This is a genomic window from Variovorax glucosi (assembly GCF_051216695.1).
Lineage (GTDB): Bacteria > Pseudomonadota > Gammaproteobacteria > Burkholderiales > Burkholderiaceae_C > Variovorax.
This window is the reverse complement of sequence record NZ_JBPJZE010000004.1, coordinates 64,877-79,903: the sequence shown is the minus strand read 5'-3', so window position 1 is coordinate 79,903 and position 15,027 is coordinate 64,877. Positions and strand designations below refer to the sequence as shown.

The following is a 15,027-nucleotide window of genomic DNA, read 5'->3' as shown; positions in this document are numbered from 1 at the left end:
ATGTATCAACGACGGTATTTCGTGTCAACAAACGTATAAACACTCTTGCGACACATGCCAATGCCTGTCGGCGGTAGAGTTCCACCATGAACGCACCCGCCACGCCCACCCAGCACGCGCTGCTCCAGCGCTCCGAACGCCAGTCGCAGATCGTCCGTGCCTTGCAGGCTCACCTGCCGGCGCATGCGCTGATCTGGCAGGACGAGGACACCACGCCCTATGAATGCGACGGCCTCACGGCCTACCGGGCGCGTCCGCTGGTGGTGGCATTGCCCGAAACCGAGGCGCAAGTCGCTGCCGTGCTGGCAACCTGCCACAAGCTCGGCGTCCCGGTGGTGGCGCGCGGCGCGGGCACCGGGCTGTCGGGTGGTGCGATGCCCGATCCGATGGGCGTCACGATGTCGCTGGCCAAGTTCAACCGCATCCTGAAGATCGACCCGGTCAGCCGTACCGCCGTCGTGCAGTGCGGCGTGCGCAATCTGGCGATCAGCGAGGCGGCGGCGCCTTTCAACCTGTACTACGCGCCCGATCCGTCGAGCCAGATCGCCTGCACCATCGGCGGCAACGTGGCCGAGAACTCGGGCGGCGTGCACTGTCTGAAGTACGGGCTCACGCTGCACAACGTGATGCGCGTGCGTGGATTCACGGCCGAGGGCGAACCGATCGAATTCGGCGGCGATGCGCTCGATGCGCCGGGGCTCGACCTGCTGGCGCTGGTCGTCGGCAGCGAAGGCATGCTGGCGGTGACGCTCGAAGTCACAGTCAAGCTGGTGCCCAAACCTCAACTGGCGCGCTGCATCATGGCCAGCTTCGACGACGTTCGCAAAGCCGGCGACGCAGTGGCGGCGGTGATCGCGGCCGGCATCATCCCGGCCGGCCTGGAAATGATGGACAAGCCGATGACGGCTGCAGTGGAAGATTTCGTGCGCGCCGGCTACGACCTCGACGCCGCCGCGATCCTGCTGTGCGAATCCGACGGCACGCCGGAAGAGGTCGAGGAAGAGATCGGCCGCATGACCGCCGTGCTGCGCGGCTGCGGCGCCACCGCCATCTCGATCAGCGAGAACGAGGACGAGCGCCTGAAATTCTGGAGCGGCCGCAAGAACGCATTCCCTGCATCCGGCCGTATCAGCCCCGATTACATGTGCCTGGATTCGACCATCCCGCGCAAGCGCCTGGCCGACATCCTGCTCGCCATCCAGCAGATGGAGATCAAATACAACCTGCGCTGCTGCAACGTGTTCCATGCCGGCGACGGCAACCTGCATCCGCTGGTGCTGTTCGATGCCAACGACCCGGACGAGCTGCATCGCTGCGAACTCTTCGGCGCCGACATCCTGGAAACCAGCGTGGCGATGGGCGGTACGGTGTCGGGCGAGCACGGCGTCGGCGTCGAAAAGCTGAACAGCATGTGCGTCCAGTTCACGGCCGCCGAGAACGAGATGATGTTCGGCGTCAAGCGTGCGTTCGACCCGGAAGGCATGCTGAACCCCGGCAAGGTGATCCCGACGCTGCAGCGCTGCGCCGAGTACGGCAAGCAGGTCATGCGCGGCGGGAAGACCCTGCCTTTCGCCGACCTGCCGCGTTTCTAGAACTCCGGGTTTCAGTTCCGGTACGGATTGTTCGGACGGCGGTCGTAGCGGTTCGGCACGCCGTCGCCGTCCCGGTCCCAGCGGCCGCGGTCGTATTCCCAGCGGCCGCCGCGCTCGCGCCATTCGGGCGCACGGTAGGCGTAACCGGGGCGCGCGCGCATGTAGTCGCCGCGAATCCAGACATGCCGGTTGCCGCGGTATTCGTAGTGACCCGGCGCCCAGACATAGCCTCGACGCGGCGGCGGCACCCGCTCGTAACGCGGCGGCGGCGGCGGGCCTTGCACATACACCGCGACCTGCGCCTGCGCGGCCGTCGGGACGGTGACTGCGGCCAGCGGCAGCAGCGCCGCGAAGCCGGTTGTCAGGATGATTGCGATCTTCTTCATGGCTTGCTCCTTTGGAATAGTGGGTCGACAAATGATGGCCTCGCCGTGTGAAGCGGATGTAAGGCTCAGGCAAAAGCTTGTGTCACACTGCCACCCCCATGCGCAAACCCGCCACACACTTGCCGCAAGGTACAGGGCGCCAGCGCGCCGCGACCGAAAGTACTGACCTGCAGCGCGAACGCATCCTGCAGGCCGCGACCACGCTTTTCTCGACGCAGGGCTACGCGAACACCACGATGGCGCAGATCGTGCGCGCGCTCGGCGTCACGAAGCCCTTCGTCTATTACTACTTCCGCGACAAGCAGGAAATCTTCGAGACGCTGTCCTGGCGCCCGACGGTCGACTGCTTCACCTCGATGGATTTCGAGCCGACCGACAAGCGCCCGGCGCGCGAGAAAGTGACCGAAGGCATCGAGCGTCTTGTGCGCGTCACGATCGCGCACCATCCTTGCGCCGTCTTTCCCTACCGCGAGCCCCAGGTCTACCGTCCCGAGTACCTCGCCGCACAGCGCAAGCTGGCGCGCCACTTCTACAACCGGCTCTGCAAGCTCCTTGAAGAAGGCCGGCGCGACGGCGATTTCGAGTTCGACGACACCATGATCACCGCACTGGCCGCCTGCAGCCTGCCCGGCTTCCTCTTCACCTGGTACCGCCCGGACGGCCGCATGCCGCCCGACGAGGTCGTCACCCAACTCTCCAAACTGGCCTGGCGCGTGCTGGGACTTCGCACATGACCGATTCATCACACATCCCGCGCACCGTTCGACTCATCGGCGCGCCGACGGACATCGGTGCCAGCGTGCGCGGCGCCGGCATGGGGCCGGACGCGCTGCGCGTCGCCGACATCGCGGCCACCCTCGCGCGGCTCGGCTTCGAGATCGTCGACAAGGGCAATCTCGCCGGCCCAGCCACGCCGTGGGCTGCGCCAGCCGACGGCCTGCGCCATCTCGGAGAGGCCGTGGCCTGGAACCGCGCCGTGTACGACGCCGTCGATTCGGCGCTCGAAGCCGGTCACGTTCCCCTGATGATGGGCGGCGATCACTGCCTGGCCGTAGGCTCGATCAGCGCGGTCGCCCGCCATGTACGCCGGCGCGGGCAGAAGTTGCGGGTGCTGTGGCTGGACGCGCATACCGACGTGAACACCGACGCCACCAGCCCGAGCGGCAACATCCACGGCATGCCCGTCGCGTGTCTTCTGGGCCACGGCCCGGCTGCACTGACCGGCTGGAGCGGCGAACAGGCCGCGCTGTCGCACGATGCGATCCAGTTCCTCGGCATCCGCAGCGTCGACGCGGCCGAGAAGCAGGCGATACGCGAACTCGGCCTCACCGTGTTCGACATGCGCCACATCGACGAGCACGGCATGCGCGACACCATGACCGAAGCGCTCAAGGACATCGACGAAGACACGCACCTCCACATCAGTTTCGATCTCGACTGTCTCGATCCGGCCGATGCGCCCGGCGTCGGAACGGCGGTCCGCGGCGGACCGACCTACCGCGAGATGCAGCTGTGCATGGAAATGATCGCCGACACCGGTCGACTGGGTTCGCTCGATGTCGTGGAGCTCAATCCGGCGCTCGACCTGCGCAACCGGACAGCCGAAGTCGCGGTGGAACTGATCGAAAGCATGCTCGGGAAGTCGACGCTGGAAAGATTCCTACGTCTGGATGTGACCGGCGGGAAGCAGCAATAGGAACTATTGCGCATACAGTTAACATTTCAGCGGAAAGCGGCGCGAGCCTTCATGTCACTCAACACCAACTCCATGCAAGACGAAGCAGAAGCGCAGCAGGCGCCGTTGCGCATTCTGGTTGTCGAGGACGATCCCGATGCACTGGCGGCTACCGTCGACATGCTTCAGGCACTCGGCCACTGGACGGCCGGTGTCAAAAGCGCGGAAGTGGCACGCGATCGGTTCATCGAAGGTGCCTTCGACGTGCTGATGACCGACATCGGACTGCCGGCGCTTTCGGGATTCGATCTGGTCGAAATCCTGCAGGCCAATCACAAGCTCCGCGTGATCTTCGCAACCGGTCGAATACGACCCGAAGAGCCGATGCCGGGCACCATCTGGCTACAGAAACCATTCGGCCTCGACGCGCTCAGCGCAGCGCTTCACGGTGTCGAGCCGGAGGCTGCAGAGCGTTCGGACTGATCATCCCCGCTCCGGCGTAGGCGCCACGGGGGTTCCTGCAGGCGCCGGACTCATCGGCGCGACGGGCGCTACTGGTGCGACCGGCACCGTCTTCATCTGCGGCACGGGTGTCACCGGTGAAGCGACCACTGGCTCGTCGCCCGTCTCGCCAGCCCCGCCGGTCACGCCGGTGACGAGAAAACGATCCAGAAGCGCGAAGAACCGGTCGTAGAAGCGCCCGTCGGTCAGCGTCTCGCTGGCGACCTTCACCATAGCATCGTCGCTCGAAGAAAAAGGCACCGACAACGAACCGAACGCCGGCACCCCGACGCTGGCCGAATTGTTGATCTTCTTGATGCCGTAACGGTCCTGGAGCGCGGTGACGAAAGCGATCGTCCGTTGCGGCGCACCTCTGGCGCTACCGCCAGCGGAATCCTTGGCACACACCACCCGGAATTCCACCTCCACATGGACTTCGGCCGCGGGCTGGAAGCTCTTCCGGCCGGTCACCAGATCAGTGTTCGCCGCGCTGATCAGGTAACCCTGGCTCAACAGCGCCCGACGCGCGGCCTCGCAGGTCTGCGCCTCGGTGGCGCCGTAGCTGCGCGCGTGGGTGGTGGTGGAGTCGAACTCTTCGGGGTCGTAGGTCACGCGTTTCGTGCCGGTGCCACAAGCTGAGAGCGCCGCAGTGGCGAGCAACAGGGCGGCAAAGCACCACGCGCGGTCGCGAGATCGAAGAACTGAATGCGGGGGGAGCGAAGTCGGCATGGAAGGCATGAAGTGGCGGATCCTAACCGGCGGGTTCCGGCGACCGTTCGAGCCTTCCGCATGCTGCTTCGTTCCCCTTCTCCAAACCCTCAATCCAGCGTCAGCATGTGATGCGCTCGCACCCGCGTCGCGGCGATTAGACGCGCGTTGGGCGCATCTGTCCGTTCGACCCAGGCGCGCGCAGCTTCTTCGCTGCGGCCGAACTGCCTATGGCGTCGCACGAGGCGCTCTTCGCGCAGCGCGTCGTCGACATCCACGTACCAGACTTCATCCAGCAAGCCTGCCACGCGGGCCCAGGCGCCTGCGTCGTGGAGCAGATAGTTGCCCTCGGTGATGACGAGTTGCGTCGCGGGCAGCACGGCGATCGCACCCGCCACCGGCTCCTCGATCTCGCGCCTGAATTCGGGCGCATAGACGATTTCGTCGTCGCTCTGTGTCCGCAGGCGCTGCAGCAGCGCCACGTAGCCGGCGCTGTCGAAGGTATCGGGCGCGCCCTTGCGATCCGCCCGACCGAGCCGCTGCAACTCGACGTTCGCCAGATGGAAGCCGTCCATCGGCACCACCTGCGCACGCTCGCCGAGCGCGGCCAGCAAAGCCGCAGCCAGCGTCGACTTGCCCGCGCCCGGCGCGCCGACCAGTCCGAGCAGCTTGCGCCGGCCGTCGGCCAGCAGCGCTTCGATGCGCCGCCGCTCTTCGATGCCGATTCCGTTCACAGACGGCGACTCATGGATACAGGCCACGCTCCTGGCGCGCCATCAGGATGCGCTCGCAGGCCACGGCATACGTCGCGGTGCGCAGCGTGATCTTGTGCTTGTCGGCGGTGTCCCAGATCTGGTTGAGCGCGTTCATCATGATGCGGTCGAGGCGCACGTTGATCTCGTCCTCGTCCCAGAAGAACGACGAGAAGTCCTGTACCCATTCGAAGTAGCTCACCGTCACGCCGCCGGCATTGCAGATCACGTCGGGCACCACCAGCACGCCGCGCTCGGCCAGGATGTCGTCGGCGCTCGGCACGGTCGGGCCGTTGGCGCCTTCGAGCACCAGCTTGGCCTTGGTCTTCTTCGCGCGGTCGGCCGTGATCTGGCCCTCGAGCGCGGCGGGGATCAGGATGTCGCAGGCGACGTCCCAGAAGGCTTCGTTCTCGACCACGTCGCCGCCCTTGAAGGCGATCACGCCTTCGGCGTTGGCGATCGGGATCAAGGTGGCCAGGTCGAGGCCGTTGTCGTTCACGATGGTGCCGGTGTGGTCCTGCACCGCGACGATCTTCGCGCCCGCCTCGGCGAACAGTTCGGCCGCGACCGAGCCCACGTTGCCGAAGCCCTGCACCGCCACCTTGGCGCCGCGCAGATCGAGTCCGAGGCGGCGCGCCGCTTCGCGGCCGGTCACGAACACGCCGCGGCCGGTCGCCTTGACGCGGCCCAGCGATCCGCCCAGATGCAAGGGCTTGCCGGTGACGACGCCGGTGGCGGTGCCGCCGACGTTCATGGAATAGGTGTCCATCATCCAGGCCATGATCTGGCCGTTGGTGTTCACGTCGGGCGCCGGAATGTCCTGCTGCGGGCCGATGATGATGCCGATCTCGCTGGTGTAGCGGCGGGTGACCTTCTCCAGTTCCTTCATCGACAGCTTCTTGGGGTCGACGCGCACGCCGCCCTTGGCGCCGCCGTACGGCAGGTTCACTGCCGCCGTCTTGATCGTCATCCATGCCGACAGCGCCATGACTTCTTCCAGCGTGACGTCGGGATGGAAGCGCACGCCGCCCTTGCCCGGGCCGCGCGACATGTTGTGCTGCACGCGGTAGCCCTCGAAATGCGCGATGCTGCCGTCGTCCATCTCGATCGGCACGTCGACGATCAGCGCGCGCTTGGGGCGCTTGAGCGTCTCGGCCCAACGTCCGAGATCGCCGAGGTACGGAATCACCCGGTCGACCTGCGACAGATAAGTGCCCCACGGACTGTTCGCGGTGGGGTGGACGAAGGACAGCTTTTCGATCATGACGTTGGAACCCTGGTGATAGAGACGGGTGGACGATAGCCGCGTGCACACGCCATGCCAAGGGTTATGCGCGGCGCAGTCTGGCGTTATGCACAAGCGGTCATGCGCAGGCCGTCGGCGGTCGGCGGTCGCTACCGCGCTGACGGCCGGCTGCCGAAGATCGCGCTGCCGATGCGCACCATCGTCGCGCCTTCCATCACCGCAGCCTCCAGATCCGCGCTCATGCCGATCGACAGCGTGTCTAGCTGCAGGCCGGCTTCCTGCAGCGACTGCATCAGCGCGTGCAGCGCCCGGTGCGGTGCGCGCTGGGCTTCGAGCGTGTCGGCGGGTTCGGGAATCGCCATCAGCCCGCGAAGCACCACGCGCGGCAATTTGGAAACCGTGCGTGCGATGTCGGCCACATCGGCAGGCAGCAGCCCGCTCTTCGTCGCCTCGCCGCTGATGTTGACCTGCAGGCACAGCTGCAGCGGCGGCAGGTGCGCAGGCCGCTGTTCGCTTAGGCGCTGGGCGATCTTCAGGCGGTCGACCGAGTGCACCCAGTCGAAATGCTCGGCGACCACGCGCGTCTTGTTCGATTGCAGCGGGCCGATCATGTGCCATTCGATGCCGTCACCGTCGGCGCGCAGATCTTGCAGCGTCGCAATCTTGTCAACGCCTTCCTGTACATAGTTTTCGCCGAACGCCCGCTGACCAGCCTCGAACGCCTCACGCACCGCATCGGCGCCGAAGGTCTTCGACACCGCCAGCAGGCGCACACTTTCTTCCAGGCGTCCCGCGGACGCACAAGCCGCCGCGACACGGGACTGGATTTGCTGGAGATTGGCGGTAATCATCGTCATAATCATTCAAAGCGTATCAAAACGTCACAGAGGAATTTCGTGGACATCACCCAACTGCTGGCATTCAGCGTCAAGAACAAGGCTTCCGACCTGCATCTGTCGGCCGGTCTTCCGCCCATGATCCGGGTTCACGGCGACGTGCGGCGCATCAACGTCGATGCGCTGGACCACAAGGCGGTGCATGCGATGGTGTACGACATCATGAGCGACACCCATCGCAAGCATTACGAAGAATTCCTGGAGGTCGACTTCTCTTTCGAGATCGACGGCCTGGCGCGCTTCCGCGTGAACGCCTTCAACCAGGCGCGCGGCGCGGCGGCGGTGTTTCGGACCATTCCTTCGAAGATCCTCACGCTGGAGCAGCTCAACGCACCGAAGATCTTCGCCGACCTCGCGCTCAAGCCGCGCGGCCTGGTGCTTGTCACCGGCCCGACTGGCTCCGGCAAGTCGACCACGCTGGCCGCGATGGTCAACTACCTGAACGAAACCGAGTACGGCCACATCCTCACGGTCGAGGACCCGATCGAGTTCGTCCACGAATCCAAGAAGTGCCTGATCAACCAGCGCGAAGTCGGGCCGATGACGCTCAGCTTCGCCGCGGCGCTGCGTTCCGCGCTGCGCGAAGACCCCGACGCGATCCTCGTCGGCGAAATGCGCGACCTCGAAACCATCCGCCTGGCGATGACAGCGGCCGAAACCGGCCATCTGGTGTTCGGCACGCTGCACACCTCGTCGGCGGCCAAGACCATCGACCGGATCATCGACGTGTTCCCGGGCGAAGAAAAAGACATGATCCGCGCGATGCTGTCCGAATCCCTGCAGGCCGTGATCTCGCAGACGCTTTGCAAGACCAAGGACGGACAGGGTCGTGTCGCGGCGCACGAGATCATGCTGGGCACGGCAGCCATCCGGAACCTGATCCGCGAAGGCAAGGTCGCGCAGATGTACTCGTCGATCCAGACCGGCAGCGGCCAAGGCATGCAGACGCTCGACCAGAACCTCACCGACCTCGTTCGCCGTGGCGTCATTTCCGCGGCCGAAGCGCGCGGAAAAGCCAAGACGCCGGAAAACTTCCCAGGCTGACCAGCCCCGATCCACAGCAGACGCCGGAGCACCTCATGGAACGCGATCAAGCCAGCCAGTTCATCAACGATCTGCTGAAGCTCATGGTGAGCCGCAACGGCAGCGACCTGTTCATCACCGCCGAATTCCCGCCGGCCATCAAGGTCGACGGCAAGATCACCAAGGTGTCGGCGCAGTCGCTTGGTGCATCGCACACGATGGCGCTGACGCGATCGATCATGAACGACCGGCAGGTGGCCGAATTCGAGCGCACCAAGGAATGCAACTTCGCTATCTCGCCGACGGCCATCGGGCGGTTTCGCGTCAACGCCTTCGTGCAGCAGGGCAAGGTAGGGATGGTGCTGCGGACGATTCCGGCGGTCGTGCCGACGATCGACGGACTCAACATGCCGCAGGCGCTCAAGGAAGTGTCGATGACGAAGCGCGGCCTGGTGATCCTGGTCGGCGCCACCGGATCGGGCAAGTCGACCACGCTGGCCTCGATGGTCGACTGGCGCAACGAGAACTCCTACGGCCACATCGTGACGATCGAGGACCCGATCGAGTTCGTTCACGCGCACAAGAACTGCGTCGTGACCCAGCGCGAGGTCGGAATCGACACCGACAGCTGGGAGGCCGCGCTCAAGAACACCCTGCGCCAGGCGCCGGACGTGATCCTGATGGGCGAGATCCGCGACCGCGAGACGATGGAGCATGCAGTCGCCTTCGCCGAGACCGGCCATCTGTGCATGGCGACGCTGCATGCCAACAGCGCCAACCAGGCGCTCGACCGCATCATCAATTTCTTCCCCGAGGAACGACGCACGCAGTTGCTGATGGACCTGTCGCTCAATCTGCGCTCGCTGGTCTCGCAACGCCTGATACCGACCGAGGACGGGCTGGGTCGCGTCGCGGCGGTCGAGGTGCTGCTGAACACGCCGCTGATCGCCGACCTGATCTTCAAGGGCGAGGTCGGCGAGATCAAGGAGATCATGAAGAAGAGCCGCAACCTCGGCATGCAGACTTTCGACCAGGCGCTGTTCGACCTGTTCGAGATGCACTCGATTTCGCTCGACGACGCGCTGCGCAACGCCGATTCGGCCAACGACCTGCGCCTGCAGGTGAAACTCAACAGCCGCCGCGCGCGCTCGACCGATCTCTCTGCCGGCACCGAGCACTTCAGTATTGTTTAGCTCGCCCCCAGGCTTGCGCACTTCGTGTCGCAGCGCCTACCCCCTGCCGGGGGCAACACCAGCGGCCCGGCAGAGCCGGTTCCGCGGTGTTTCTGGCAATGCAAGACCCCCGCTGGTATGCGCTTTTCGAGTTCGACGACACTCCCGCCGTGTCCTTACCTGCTACATCCTCTTCTCCTGTCTGCACCGTCGAATGGGCCGGCCAGTCGCTGGCCTTGCTGCCCGAGCGTGCGCTCTGGTGGCCGGCGGAGCGCACGCTGTTCATCGCCGATCTGCACATCGGCAAGGCTGCAACCTTTCGGGCGCTCGGGCAGCCGGTTCCGGGCGGTACGACGGAGGAGAACCTGCGCCGGATCGATGCGCTGATCGCTGCGTGGTCGCCAGTTCGCATCGTCTTCCTGGGTGACTTCCTTCACGCCGCGCAGGCCAGAACGCCCCAGGTCCTGGGGCTGCTGGCCGACTGGCGCGAACGTCATCCCGGCCTGCAGATGACACTGGTGCGCGGCAATCACGACAGTCGCGCCGGCGATCCACCGGCCGCTCTCGGCATCGCAGTGGTCGACGAACCGCATCTCGTCGGCCCGTTCGCGTGCTGCCATCATCCGCAGATTCATCCGACGCATTTCGTGCTCGCCGGTCATCTGCATCCGGCTTGCCGACTCGTCGGACCGGGCCGCGACCGGCTGCGGATGCCGTGCTTCGTGCAGGACGGCGAACAAGCCATCCTGCCGGCCTTCGGCGAATTCACTGGTGGCTGGCTGATGCCGCCGGCTCCGGGCCGACGCTTCTACGGTGTCGGGGGCGCGGCAGTCTGGGCATTGCCGGAGCGTCTGGTTGCATGAGTCCGGCGGACCTCCAGCCCGAACAGAACCTGCGGGACGATGCTGCGCTGCTGCTGGAAGGGCAGGTGCGTGCCGAGAGCCGCGGCGCCGATTTCGGTCCGGCGGCTTCCGGCAAAGATGTCGACGTCGTCATCTCGATCTTCGATCCCGGCGCGATGATCGGCGAAATGGGCCTGATCGACGGCTCGCCGCGCTCGGCCACCTGCACCGCACTGACCGATCTCAAGCTGGCCGTGTTGTCCCGCAGCGCTTTGCGCGGGCTGATCGAGGTTCAGCCCGGCGTGGCTTCCCGGCTGCTGCTGTCGGTGTCGCGCGTGCTCTGCGACCGCATCCGCGAGAACAATCGTCGCCTTCATCTGCTCTCGCAGGTGACGAAGGCGATGCACCGCGAACTCGATGCGACGCATGCGGTGAACAGGCGCTTGCTGGACGACTCGCGCTGAGCGACTCCAGGGCCCGTCGGCAGCGTCTAGATCACGACCGGCGCGTCAGGCAGTTCGTTGCCTGACGGCTGCGAGCCGTCGCGCGGGAAGTACGTCACCAGCAACGCGGAGACTTCTTCCAGCGCCTGCGTGACGCCGTCCTCGAAACGGCCTTCGCGGAAGGAGGCGGCCATGCGCTTCGTCATCGCCGCCCATTCTTCTGCATCGACATGGCGATCAATACCGCGGTCGGCAACGATCTCGATCGCATGCTCGGCGATCAGCAGATAGATCAGCACGCCGTTGTTCTGCTCGGTGTCCCACACGCGCAGCTTGCCGAACAGCATCACCGCACGCTCGCGCGCAGGCGCATCGCGCCAGAGGTAGCTGGTCGGCAATCCGGCTTCGACGCAGATGCGGACCTGGCCGGTGTGCCGATGCTCGCTCGCCGCGACGCGGCGCGTCAGCCGTTCCATGACATCGGACGGAAGGATGCGACGAACGTCGGCTTCGTCGGTGAAGCGATGCCGCCAGAGGCGACCGAAACGACCGAATCCAGTGCTCGATGCAGCCATCACCATCCTCCCGACGCACCGCCGCCGCCAAAGTTTCCACCGCCGCCCGAACTGAATCCACCGCCCGAAGAACCGCCCCCGAAGCCTCCGCCCCGGCCGAATCCGCCGCCGAGAGCGCCGCCCAAAGCACCGCCACCCAGGCCGCCGCCGAAACCTCCGCCGCCACGCCCTCCTGCGCCGCCGCCTCCGCCGCCGATCCCGCTCACGCCCGAGATCACGGTCACCACCAGCGCCACGATGCCGGCGACGACGGCAATCAGGACCGTCGCCGTCAGCACCATGGCGATTGCACCGACGCCGACACCCATCACCACCGGCGCGAGCTTGGCTCCGAAGATTCGACGCGCGATCGGCGCACCGAAGATCACCGCGACGAACAAGAAGATCGCGAGGTTCTGCCAATCGAAGCCGCCTTGGCCGCGCTGCGCGGGACGCTCATCGACCACTGCAGGCAACGGCTCGCCGGATATCCGCGCGATCAGCTGGTCGGCGGCCGCATCGAGGCCGCCCGCGTAGTCGCCGTTGCGAAAACGCGGCGCCATCGCCGAATCGATGATGCGTGCCGCCGCGAGGTCGGGCACCGCGCCTTCGAGCGTCTTGGCGACCTCAATACGCATCTGGCGGTCGTTCTTGGCGACGATCACCAGCACGCCGTCGCCGACCGCCCTGCGACCGATCTTCCAGTCGTTGGCAACGCGGTTGGCATAGCTGGCGATGTCTTCCGGCTGCGTGCTCGGCACCAGCAGCATCACGATCTGGCTGCCCTTCTTCTGCTCGAAGGCGGCCAGCTTCGCATCCAGCGCCTGCTGCTGCGATGCGTCGAGTGTGCCCGTCCGATCGATCACGCGCGCAGTCAGCGCCGGTACGGCCTGCACGGCCTGTGCCTGCGCCGCCTGCGCGCCGCCGAGCGCGAGCGCGAGCATGAGCCCTAGCGCCAGGAAGCCTGCGATGCGCCGGAAGTCGCGCGCCAGATTCGACACTGCCTTACTTCTTGTTGAAGTCGACGGAAGGCGGCACCGAAATCTGCGCCTCGTTCTGCACCGAGAACACCGGCTTCGGCGGATAGCTGAAGACCTTCGCCGTGATGTTGGTCGGGAAACTGCGTGCCAGCACGTTGTACGACTGCACGGTCTCGATGTAGCGGTTGCGGGCCACGGTGATACGGTTCTCCGTGCCTTCGAGCGTCACGCGAAGGTCGCGGAACGCCTGGTTGGCCTGCAGCTGCGGATAGCGCTCCGACACGACCATCAACCGCGACAGCGCGCCCGAAAGCTCGCCCTGCGCCTGCTGGAACTTGTTGAATGCTTCAGGATTGTTCAGCGTCTCGGGCGTGACCTGGATCGATGTGGCCTTGGAACGCGCCTCGATCACCTTGGTCAGCGTGTCCTGCTCGAAGGCGGCTTCGCCCTTGACGGTGGCGACGATGTTCGGCACCAGGTCGGCGCGGCGCTGATACTGGTTAAGCACCTCGCTCCAGGCCGACTTGCTGGCTTCGTCAAGTTTCTGGAAATCGTTGTAGCCGCATCCGGTGAGCGATGCGATCGAGACGGCGGCGAAAAATGCAAGCAGCGCGCGATGGATTCTTTTCATGGTGGTCGATTCCCCTGGTAAATACTGATCAGTCGGTCGAGGCTGCGGAGCATAGCCCACGGTACCTGACAGTTTCGCGCGTCTTCCGTCGCAGGCAAAATCCCCGTTCTTCTCCAGCCTTCCATCGCCATGCCCACCAAGACCAAGCTTCGCGCCGCCGCCCTCGACGGCACCGCCGACGACGTCGAAGCCGCTTTCTACGAAGCGCTGCAGCGCGGGGACCTCGATGCGCTGATGGCCTGCTGGGCCGACGAGGACGACGTGTTCTGCGTGCATCCCGGCGGACCCCGGCTGGTCGGCACGACGGCAATCCGGGCCGCTTTCGAGCAGATGTTCAGCCACGGCGCCATCCACGCACGACCGGCGCATGTCCGAAAAGTCGATTCGCTGACCAGCGCGGTGCACAGCGTGCTGGAGCGTATCGAGGTGCTCGCGCCCGACGGGCCGCAGCATGCTTTCGTGCTGGCCACCAACGTCTATCAGCGCACCGCACAGGGCTGGCGGATGGTCGCGCACCATGCGAGCCCCGGCACCTCCCGCGCACCGGACGAAGCGAACGACGCGCGTCAGACGCTGCACTGAACCCGCAGGAACATCTCGCAGCGCCGATGCAGTACGTCGCTCCCCGCTGGTTGCCAGGCGGCAATCTCCAGACGATCTGGCCGGCGCTCTACGGCCGGCGCGTCGACGGCCCGCCGCCCGCCTATCGCCGGGAACGCTGGGCCACGCCGGACGGCGACTTCATCGACGTCGATTTCGCGATCCCGGGCACGAACGAAAGCAATTCGCGCCCGCTGCTGGTGCTTTTCCATGGGCTCGAAGGTTCCTCGCGCAGCCATTACGCCGAAGCGTTTGCCGGCTTCGCGGCGGCGCGCGGCTGGGATTTCGCGGTGCCGCATTTCCGTGGATGCAGCGGCGAGATCAACCTGGCACCGCGCGCCTATCACTCGGGCGATTTCGAGGAGATTGGCTGGATCCTGGGTCGCTTCGCCTCAAGGCAGGCCTCGAATGCCGATGCGCCCGGCATCGTCGCGGTCGGCGTTTCGCTGGGCGGCAATGCGCTGCTGCGATGGGCGGAAGAAGCCGGAGAGGAAGCGAACAGGACTGTGCGCGCCGTCGCCTCCGTATCGGCGCCGCTGGATCTGGCAGCCGGCGGCGCAGCGATCGGACGGGGTTTCAACCGGCTGGTCTACACGCGGATGTTCCTGGCCAGCATGAAACCCAAGGCGCTGGCCAAGCTGGCGCAATACCCGGGCCTGTTCGATCGCGAAACGCTGCTCGCCGCGCGCAACCTGCGTGAATTCGACAACGTCTTCACCGCGCCGCTGCACGGGTTCCGCGACACCGACGACTATTGGGCGCGCGGCTCTGCAAAGCCGCATCTTCACGCGATCCGCATCCCGGCGCTGGTGGTGAATGCGACCAACGATCCGTTCGTACCTGCTTCGAGCCTGCCGCGCCACGGCGAGACCGGCGAACACGTCACGCTCTGGCAACCTGCACACGGCGGGCATGTGGGCTTTCCGCTCGGCCGGCCGCCCGGCCATGTGCGCGCCATGCCCGAGCGCGTCGGTCGGTGGCTCGCGCAGCATCTGTCGCCGCAATCGAAACCCAAGCCAGAATGAA

Annotated in this window: 18 protein-coding genes; 10 read left to right on the top strand and 8 right to left on the bottom strand. The window is 65.8% G+C overall.

Annotated features, from left to right (window positions below; all coding sequences use genetic code 11):
- The first annotated feature begins 86 nt into the window (after positions 1-86).
- Positions 87-1,592 (top strand): FAD-linked oxidase C-terminal domain-containing protein, encoded by a 1,506-nt coding sequence (locus tag ACSFA3_RS18775; protein ID WP_435507023.1) that lies wholly within the window; start codon positions 87-89, stop codon positions 1,590-1,592.
- Positions 1,593-1,603: 11 nt separating this feature from the next.
- Here the strand turns inward: ACSFA3_RS18775 and ACSFA3_RS18770 are convergent, their stop codons facing one another.
- On the bottom strand, positions 1,604-1,978 hold the full coding sequence (locus ACSFA3_RS18770; RefSeq protein ID WP_435507022.1) for a YXWGXW repeat-containing protein: 375 nt from the start codon (positions 1,976-1,978) through the stop codon (positions 1,604-1,606).
- Positions 1,979-2,076: 98 nt separating this feature from the next.
- On the opposite strand from ACSFA3_RS18770, the gene ACSFA3_RS18765 reads away from it, so the two are divergent.
- From ACSFA3_RS18765 to ACSFA3_RS18755, 3 genes are all read left to right on the top strand, one after another.
- Positions 2,077-2,712, top strand: coding sequence for a TetR/AcrR family transcriptional regulator (locus tag ACSFA3_RS18765; protein WP_435507021.1), 636 nt, complete (start codon positions 2,077-2,079; stop codon positions 2,710-2,712).
- The gene (gene rocF, locus ACSFA3_RS18760; protein ID WP_435507020.1) at positions 2,709-3,674 is read left to right on the top strand and encodes an arginase; all 966 of its coding nucleotides are present in this window, start codon (positions 2,709-2,711) and stop codon (positions 3,672-3,674) included. The genes ACSFA3_RS18765 and rocF overlap by 4 nt, the downstream gene beginning before the upstream one ends.
- 72 nt (positions 3,675-3,746) lie before the next feature.
- Positions 3,747-4,136, top strand: coding sequence for a response regulator (locus ACSFA3_RS18755; protein WP_435507019.1), 390 nt, complete (start codon positions 3,747-3,749; stop codon positions 4,134-4,136).
- On the opposite strand, the gene ACSFA3_RS18750 is transcribed toward ACSFA3_RS18755, so the two are convergent.
- From ACSFA3_RS18750 to ACSFA3_RS18735, 4 genes are all read right to left on the bottom strand, one after another.
- On the bottom strand, positions 4,137-4,766 hold the full coding sequence (locus tag ACSFA3_RS18750; RefSeq protein WP_435507018.1) for a DUF2242 domain-containing protein: 630 nt from the start codon (positions 4,764-4,766) through the stop codon (positions 4,137-4,139).
- A gap of 206 nt (positions 4,767-4,972) precedes the next feature.
- Positions 4,973-5,596, bottom strand: a complete 624-nt coding sequence (locus ACSFA3_RS18745; RefSeq protein ID WP_435507017.1) for a nucleoside/nucleotide kinase family protein — start codon at positions 5,594-5,596, stop codon at positions 4,973-4,975.
- Positions 5,597-5,606: 10 nt separating this feature from the next.
- Positions 5,607-6,878, bottom strand: a complete 1,272-nt coding sequence (locus tag ACSFA3_RS18740; protein ID WP_435507016.1) for a Glu/Leu/Phe/Val family dehydrogenase — start codon at positions 6,876-6,878, stop codon at positions 5,607-5,609.
- 131 nt (positions 6,879-7,009) lie between these two features.
- Positions 7,010-7,717, bottom strand: a complete 708-nt coding sequence (locus ACSFA3_RS18735; RefSeq protein WP_435507015.1) for a YggS family pyridoxal phosphate-dependent enzyme — start codon at positions 7,715-7,717, stop codon at positions 7,010-7,012.
- Positions 7,718-7,756: 39 nt separating this feature from the next.
- Between ACSFA3_RS18735 and ACSFA3_RS18730 the strand changes: the two genes are divergently transcribed.
- From ACSFA3_RS18730 to ACSFA3_RS18715, 4 genes are all read left to right on the top strand, one after another.
- Positions 7,757-8,800 (top strand): type IV pilus twitching motility protein PilT, encoded by a 1,044-nt coding sequence (locus tag ACSFA3_RS18730; protein ID WP_435507014.1) that lies wholly within the window; start codon positions 7,757-7,759, stop codon positions 8,798-8,800.
- Between the two features lie 35 nt (positions 8,801-8,835).
- Entirely contained in the window at positions 8,836-9,972 is a 1,137-nt protein-coding gene (locus ACSFA3_RS18725; RefSeq protein ID WP_435507013.1) for a PilT/PilU family type 4a pilus ATPase, read from the top strand.
- Between the two features lie 98 nt (positions 9,973-10,070).
- Entirely contained in the window at positions 10,071-10,814 is a 744-nt protein-coding gene (gene pdeM, locus ACSFA3_RS18720; RefSeq protein ID WP_435507012.1) for a ligase-associated DNA damage response endonuclease PdeM, read from the top strand.
- On the top strand, positions 10,811-11,257 hold the full coding sequence (locus ACSFA3_RS18715) for a Crp/Fnr family transcriptional regulator (RefSeq protein WP_435507011.1): 447 nt from the start codon (positions 10,811-10,813) through the stop codon (positions 11,255-11,257). Before pdeM ends, ACSFA3_RS18715 begins: the two co-directional genes overlap by 4 nt.
- A gap of 26 nt (positions 11,258-11,283) precedes the next feature.
- On the opposite strand, the gene ACSFA3_RS18710 is transcribed toward ACSFA3_RS18715, so the two are convergent.
- From ACSFA3_RS18710 to ACSFA3_RS18700, 3 genes are all read right to left on the bottom strand, one after another.
- A complete protein-coding gene (locus ACSFA3_RS18710) occupies positions 11,284-11,817 on the bottom strand; it encodes a TPM domain-containing protein (protein ID WP_435507010.1) in 534 nt (177 codons plus the stop codon).
- Complete coding sequence (locus tag ACSFA3_RS18705) at positions 11,811-12,734, bottom strand: TPM domain-containing protein (protein WP_435507383.1); 924 nt, start codon at positions 12,732-12,734, stop codon at positions 11,811-11,813. The genes ACSFA3_RS18710 and ACSFA3_RS18705 overlap by 7 nt, the downstream gene beginning before the upstream one ends.
- A gap of 61 nt (positions 12,735-12,795) precedes the next feature.
- Positions 12,796-13,401: a LemA family protein gene (locus ACSFA3_RS18700; RefSeq protein ID WP_435507009.1), complete on the bottom strand. Its 606-nt coding sequence runs from the start codon at positions 13,399-13,401 to the stop codon at positions 12,796-12,798.
- Positions 13,402-13,530: 129 nt separating this feature from the next.
- On the opposite strand from ACSFA3_RS18700, the gene ACSFA3_RS18695 reads away from it, so the two are divergent.
- Together ACSFA3_RS18695 and ACSFA3_RS18690 are read left to right on the top strand one after the other, a co-directional pair.
- A complete protein-coding gene (locus ACSFA3_RS18695; RefSeq protein WP_435507008.1) occupies positions 13,531-13,983 on the top strand; it encodes a YybH family protein in 453 nt (150 codons plus the stop codon).
- A gap of 26 nt (positions 13,984-14,009) precedes the next feature.
- Complete coding sequence (locus ACSFA3_RS18690) at positions 14,010-15,026, top strand: YheT family hydrolase (protein ID WP_435507007.1); 1,017 nt, start codon at positions 14,010-14,012, stop codon at positions 15,024-15,026.
- Position 15,027: the final 1 nt, after the last annotated feature.

Excerpts from the sequence above, each read along its gene's own strand:
- ACSFA3_RS18700 (WP_435507009.1), bottom strand. The coding sequence starts at position 13,401 with ATGAAAAGAATCCATCGCGCGCTGCTTGCATTTTTCGCCGCCGTCTCG.
- rocF (WP_435507020.1), top strand. The coding sequence starts at position 2,709 with ATGACCGATTCATCACACATCCCGCGCACCGTTCGACTCATCGGCGCG.
- ACSFA3_RS18690 (WP_435507007.1), top strand. The coding sequence starts at position 14,010 with ATGCAGTACGTCGCTCCCCGCTGGTTGCCAGGCGGCAATCTCCAGACG.
- ACSFA3_RS18755 (WP_435507019.1), top strand. The coding sequence starts at position 3,747 with ATGCAAGACGAAGCAGAAGCGCAGCAGGCGCCGTTGCGCATTCTGGTT.
- ACSFA3_RS18735 (WP_435507015.1), bottom strand. The coding sequence starts at position 7,717 with ATGACGATGATTACCGCCAATCTCCAGCAAATCCAGTCCCGTGTCGCG.
- ACSFA3_RS18765 (WP_435507021.1), top strand. The coding sequence starts at position 2,077 with ATGCGCAAACCCGCCACACACTTGCCGCAAGGTACAGGGCGCCAGCGC.
- ACSFA3_RS18705 (WP_435507383.1), bottom strand. The coding sequence starts at position 12,734 with ATGCTCGCGCTCGCGCTCGGCGGCGCGCAGGCGGCGCAGGCACAGGCC.
- ACSFA3_RS18695 (WP_435507008.1), top strand. The coding sequence starts at position 13,531 with ATGCCCACCAAGACCAAGCTTCGCGCCGCCGCCCTCGACGGCACCGCC.
- ACSFA3_RS18770 (WP_435507022.1), bottom strand. The coding sequence starts at position 1,978 with ATGAAGAAGATCGCAATCATCCTGACAACCGGCTTCGCGGCGCTGCTG.
- ACSFA3_RS18710 (WP_435507010.1), bottom strand. The coding sequence starts at position 11,817 with ATGGTGATGGCTGCATCGAGCACTGGATTCGGTCGTTTCGGTCGCCTC.
- pdeM (WP_435507012.1), top strand. The coding sequence starts at position 10,071 with ATGCAAGACCCCCGCTGGTATGCGCTTTTCGAGTTCGACGACACTCCC.
- ACSFA3_RS18725 (WP_435507013.1), top strand. The coding sequence starts at position 8,836 with ATGGAACGCGATCAAGCCAGCCAGTTCATCAACGATCTGCTGAAGCTC.
- ACSFA3_RS18775 (WP_435507023.1), top strand. The coding sequence starts at position 87 with ATGAACGCACCCGCCACGCCCACCCAGCACGCGCTGCTCCAGCGCTCC.
- ACSFA3_RS18715 (WP_435507011.1), top strand. The coding sequence starts at position 10,811 with ATGAGTCCGGCGGACCTCCAGCCCGAACAGAACCTGCGGGACGATGCT.
- ACSFA3_RS18740 (WP_435507016.1), bottom strand. The coding sequence starts at position 6,878 with ATGATCGAAAAGCTGTCCTTCGTCCACCCCACCGCGAACAGTCCGTGG.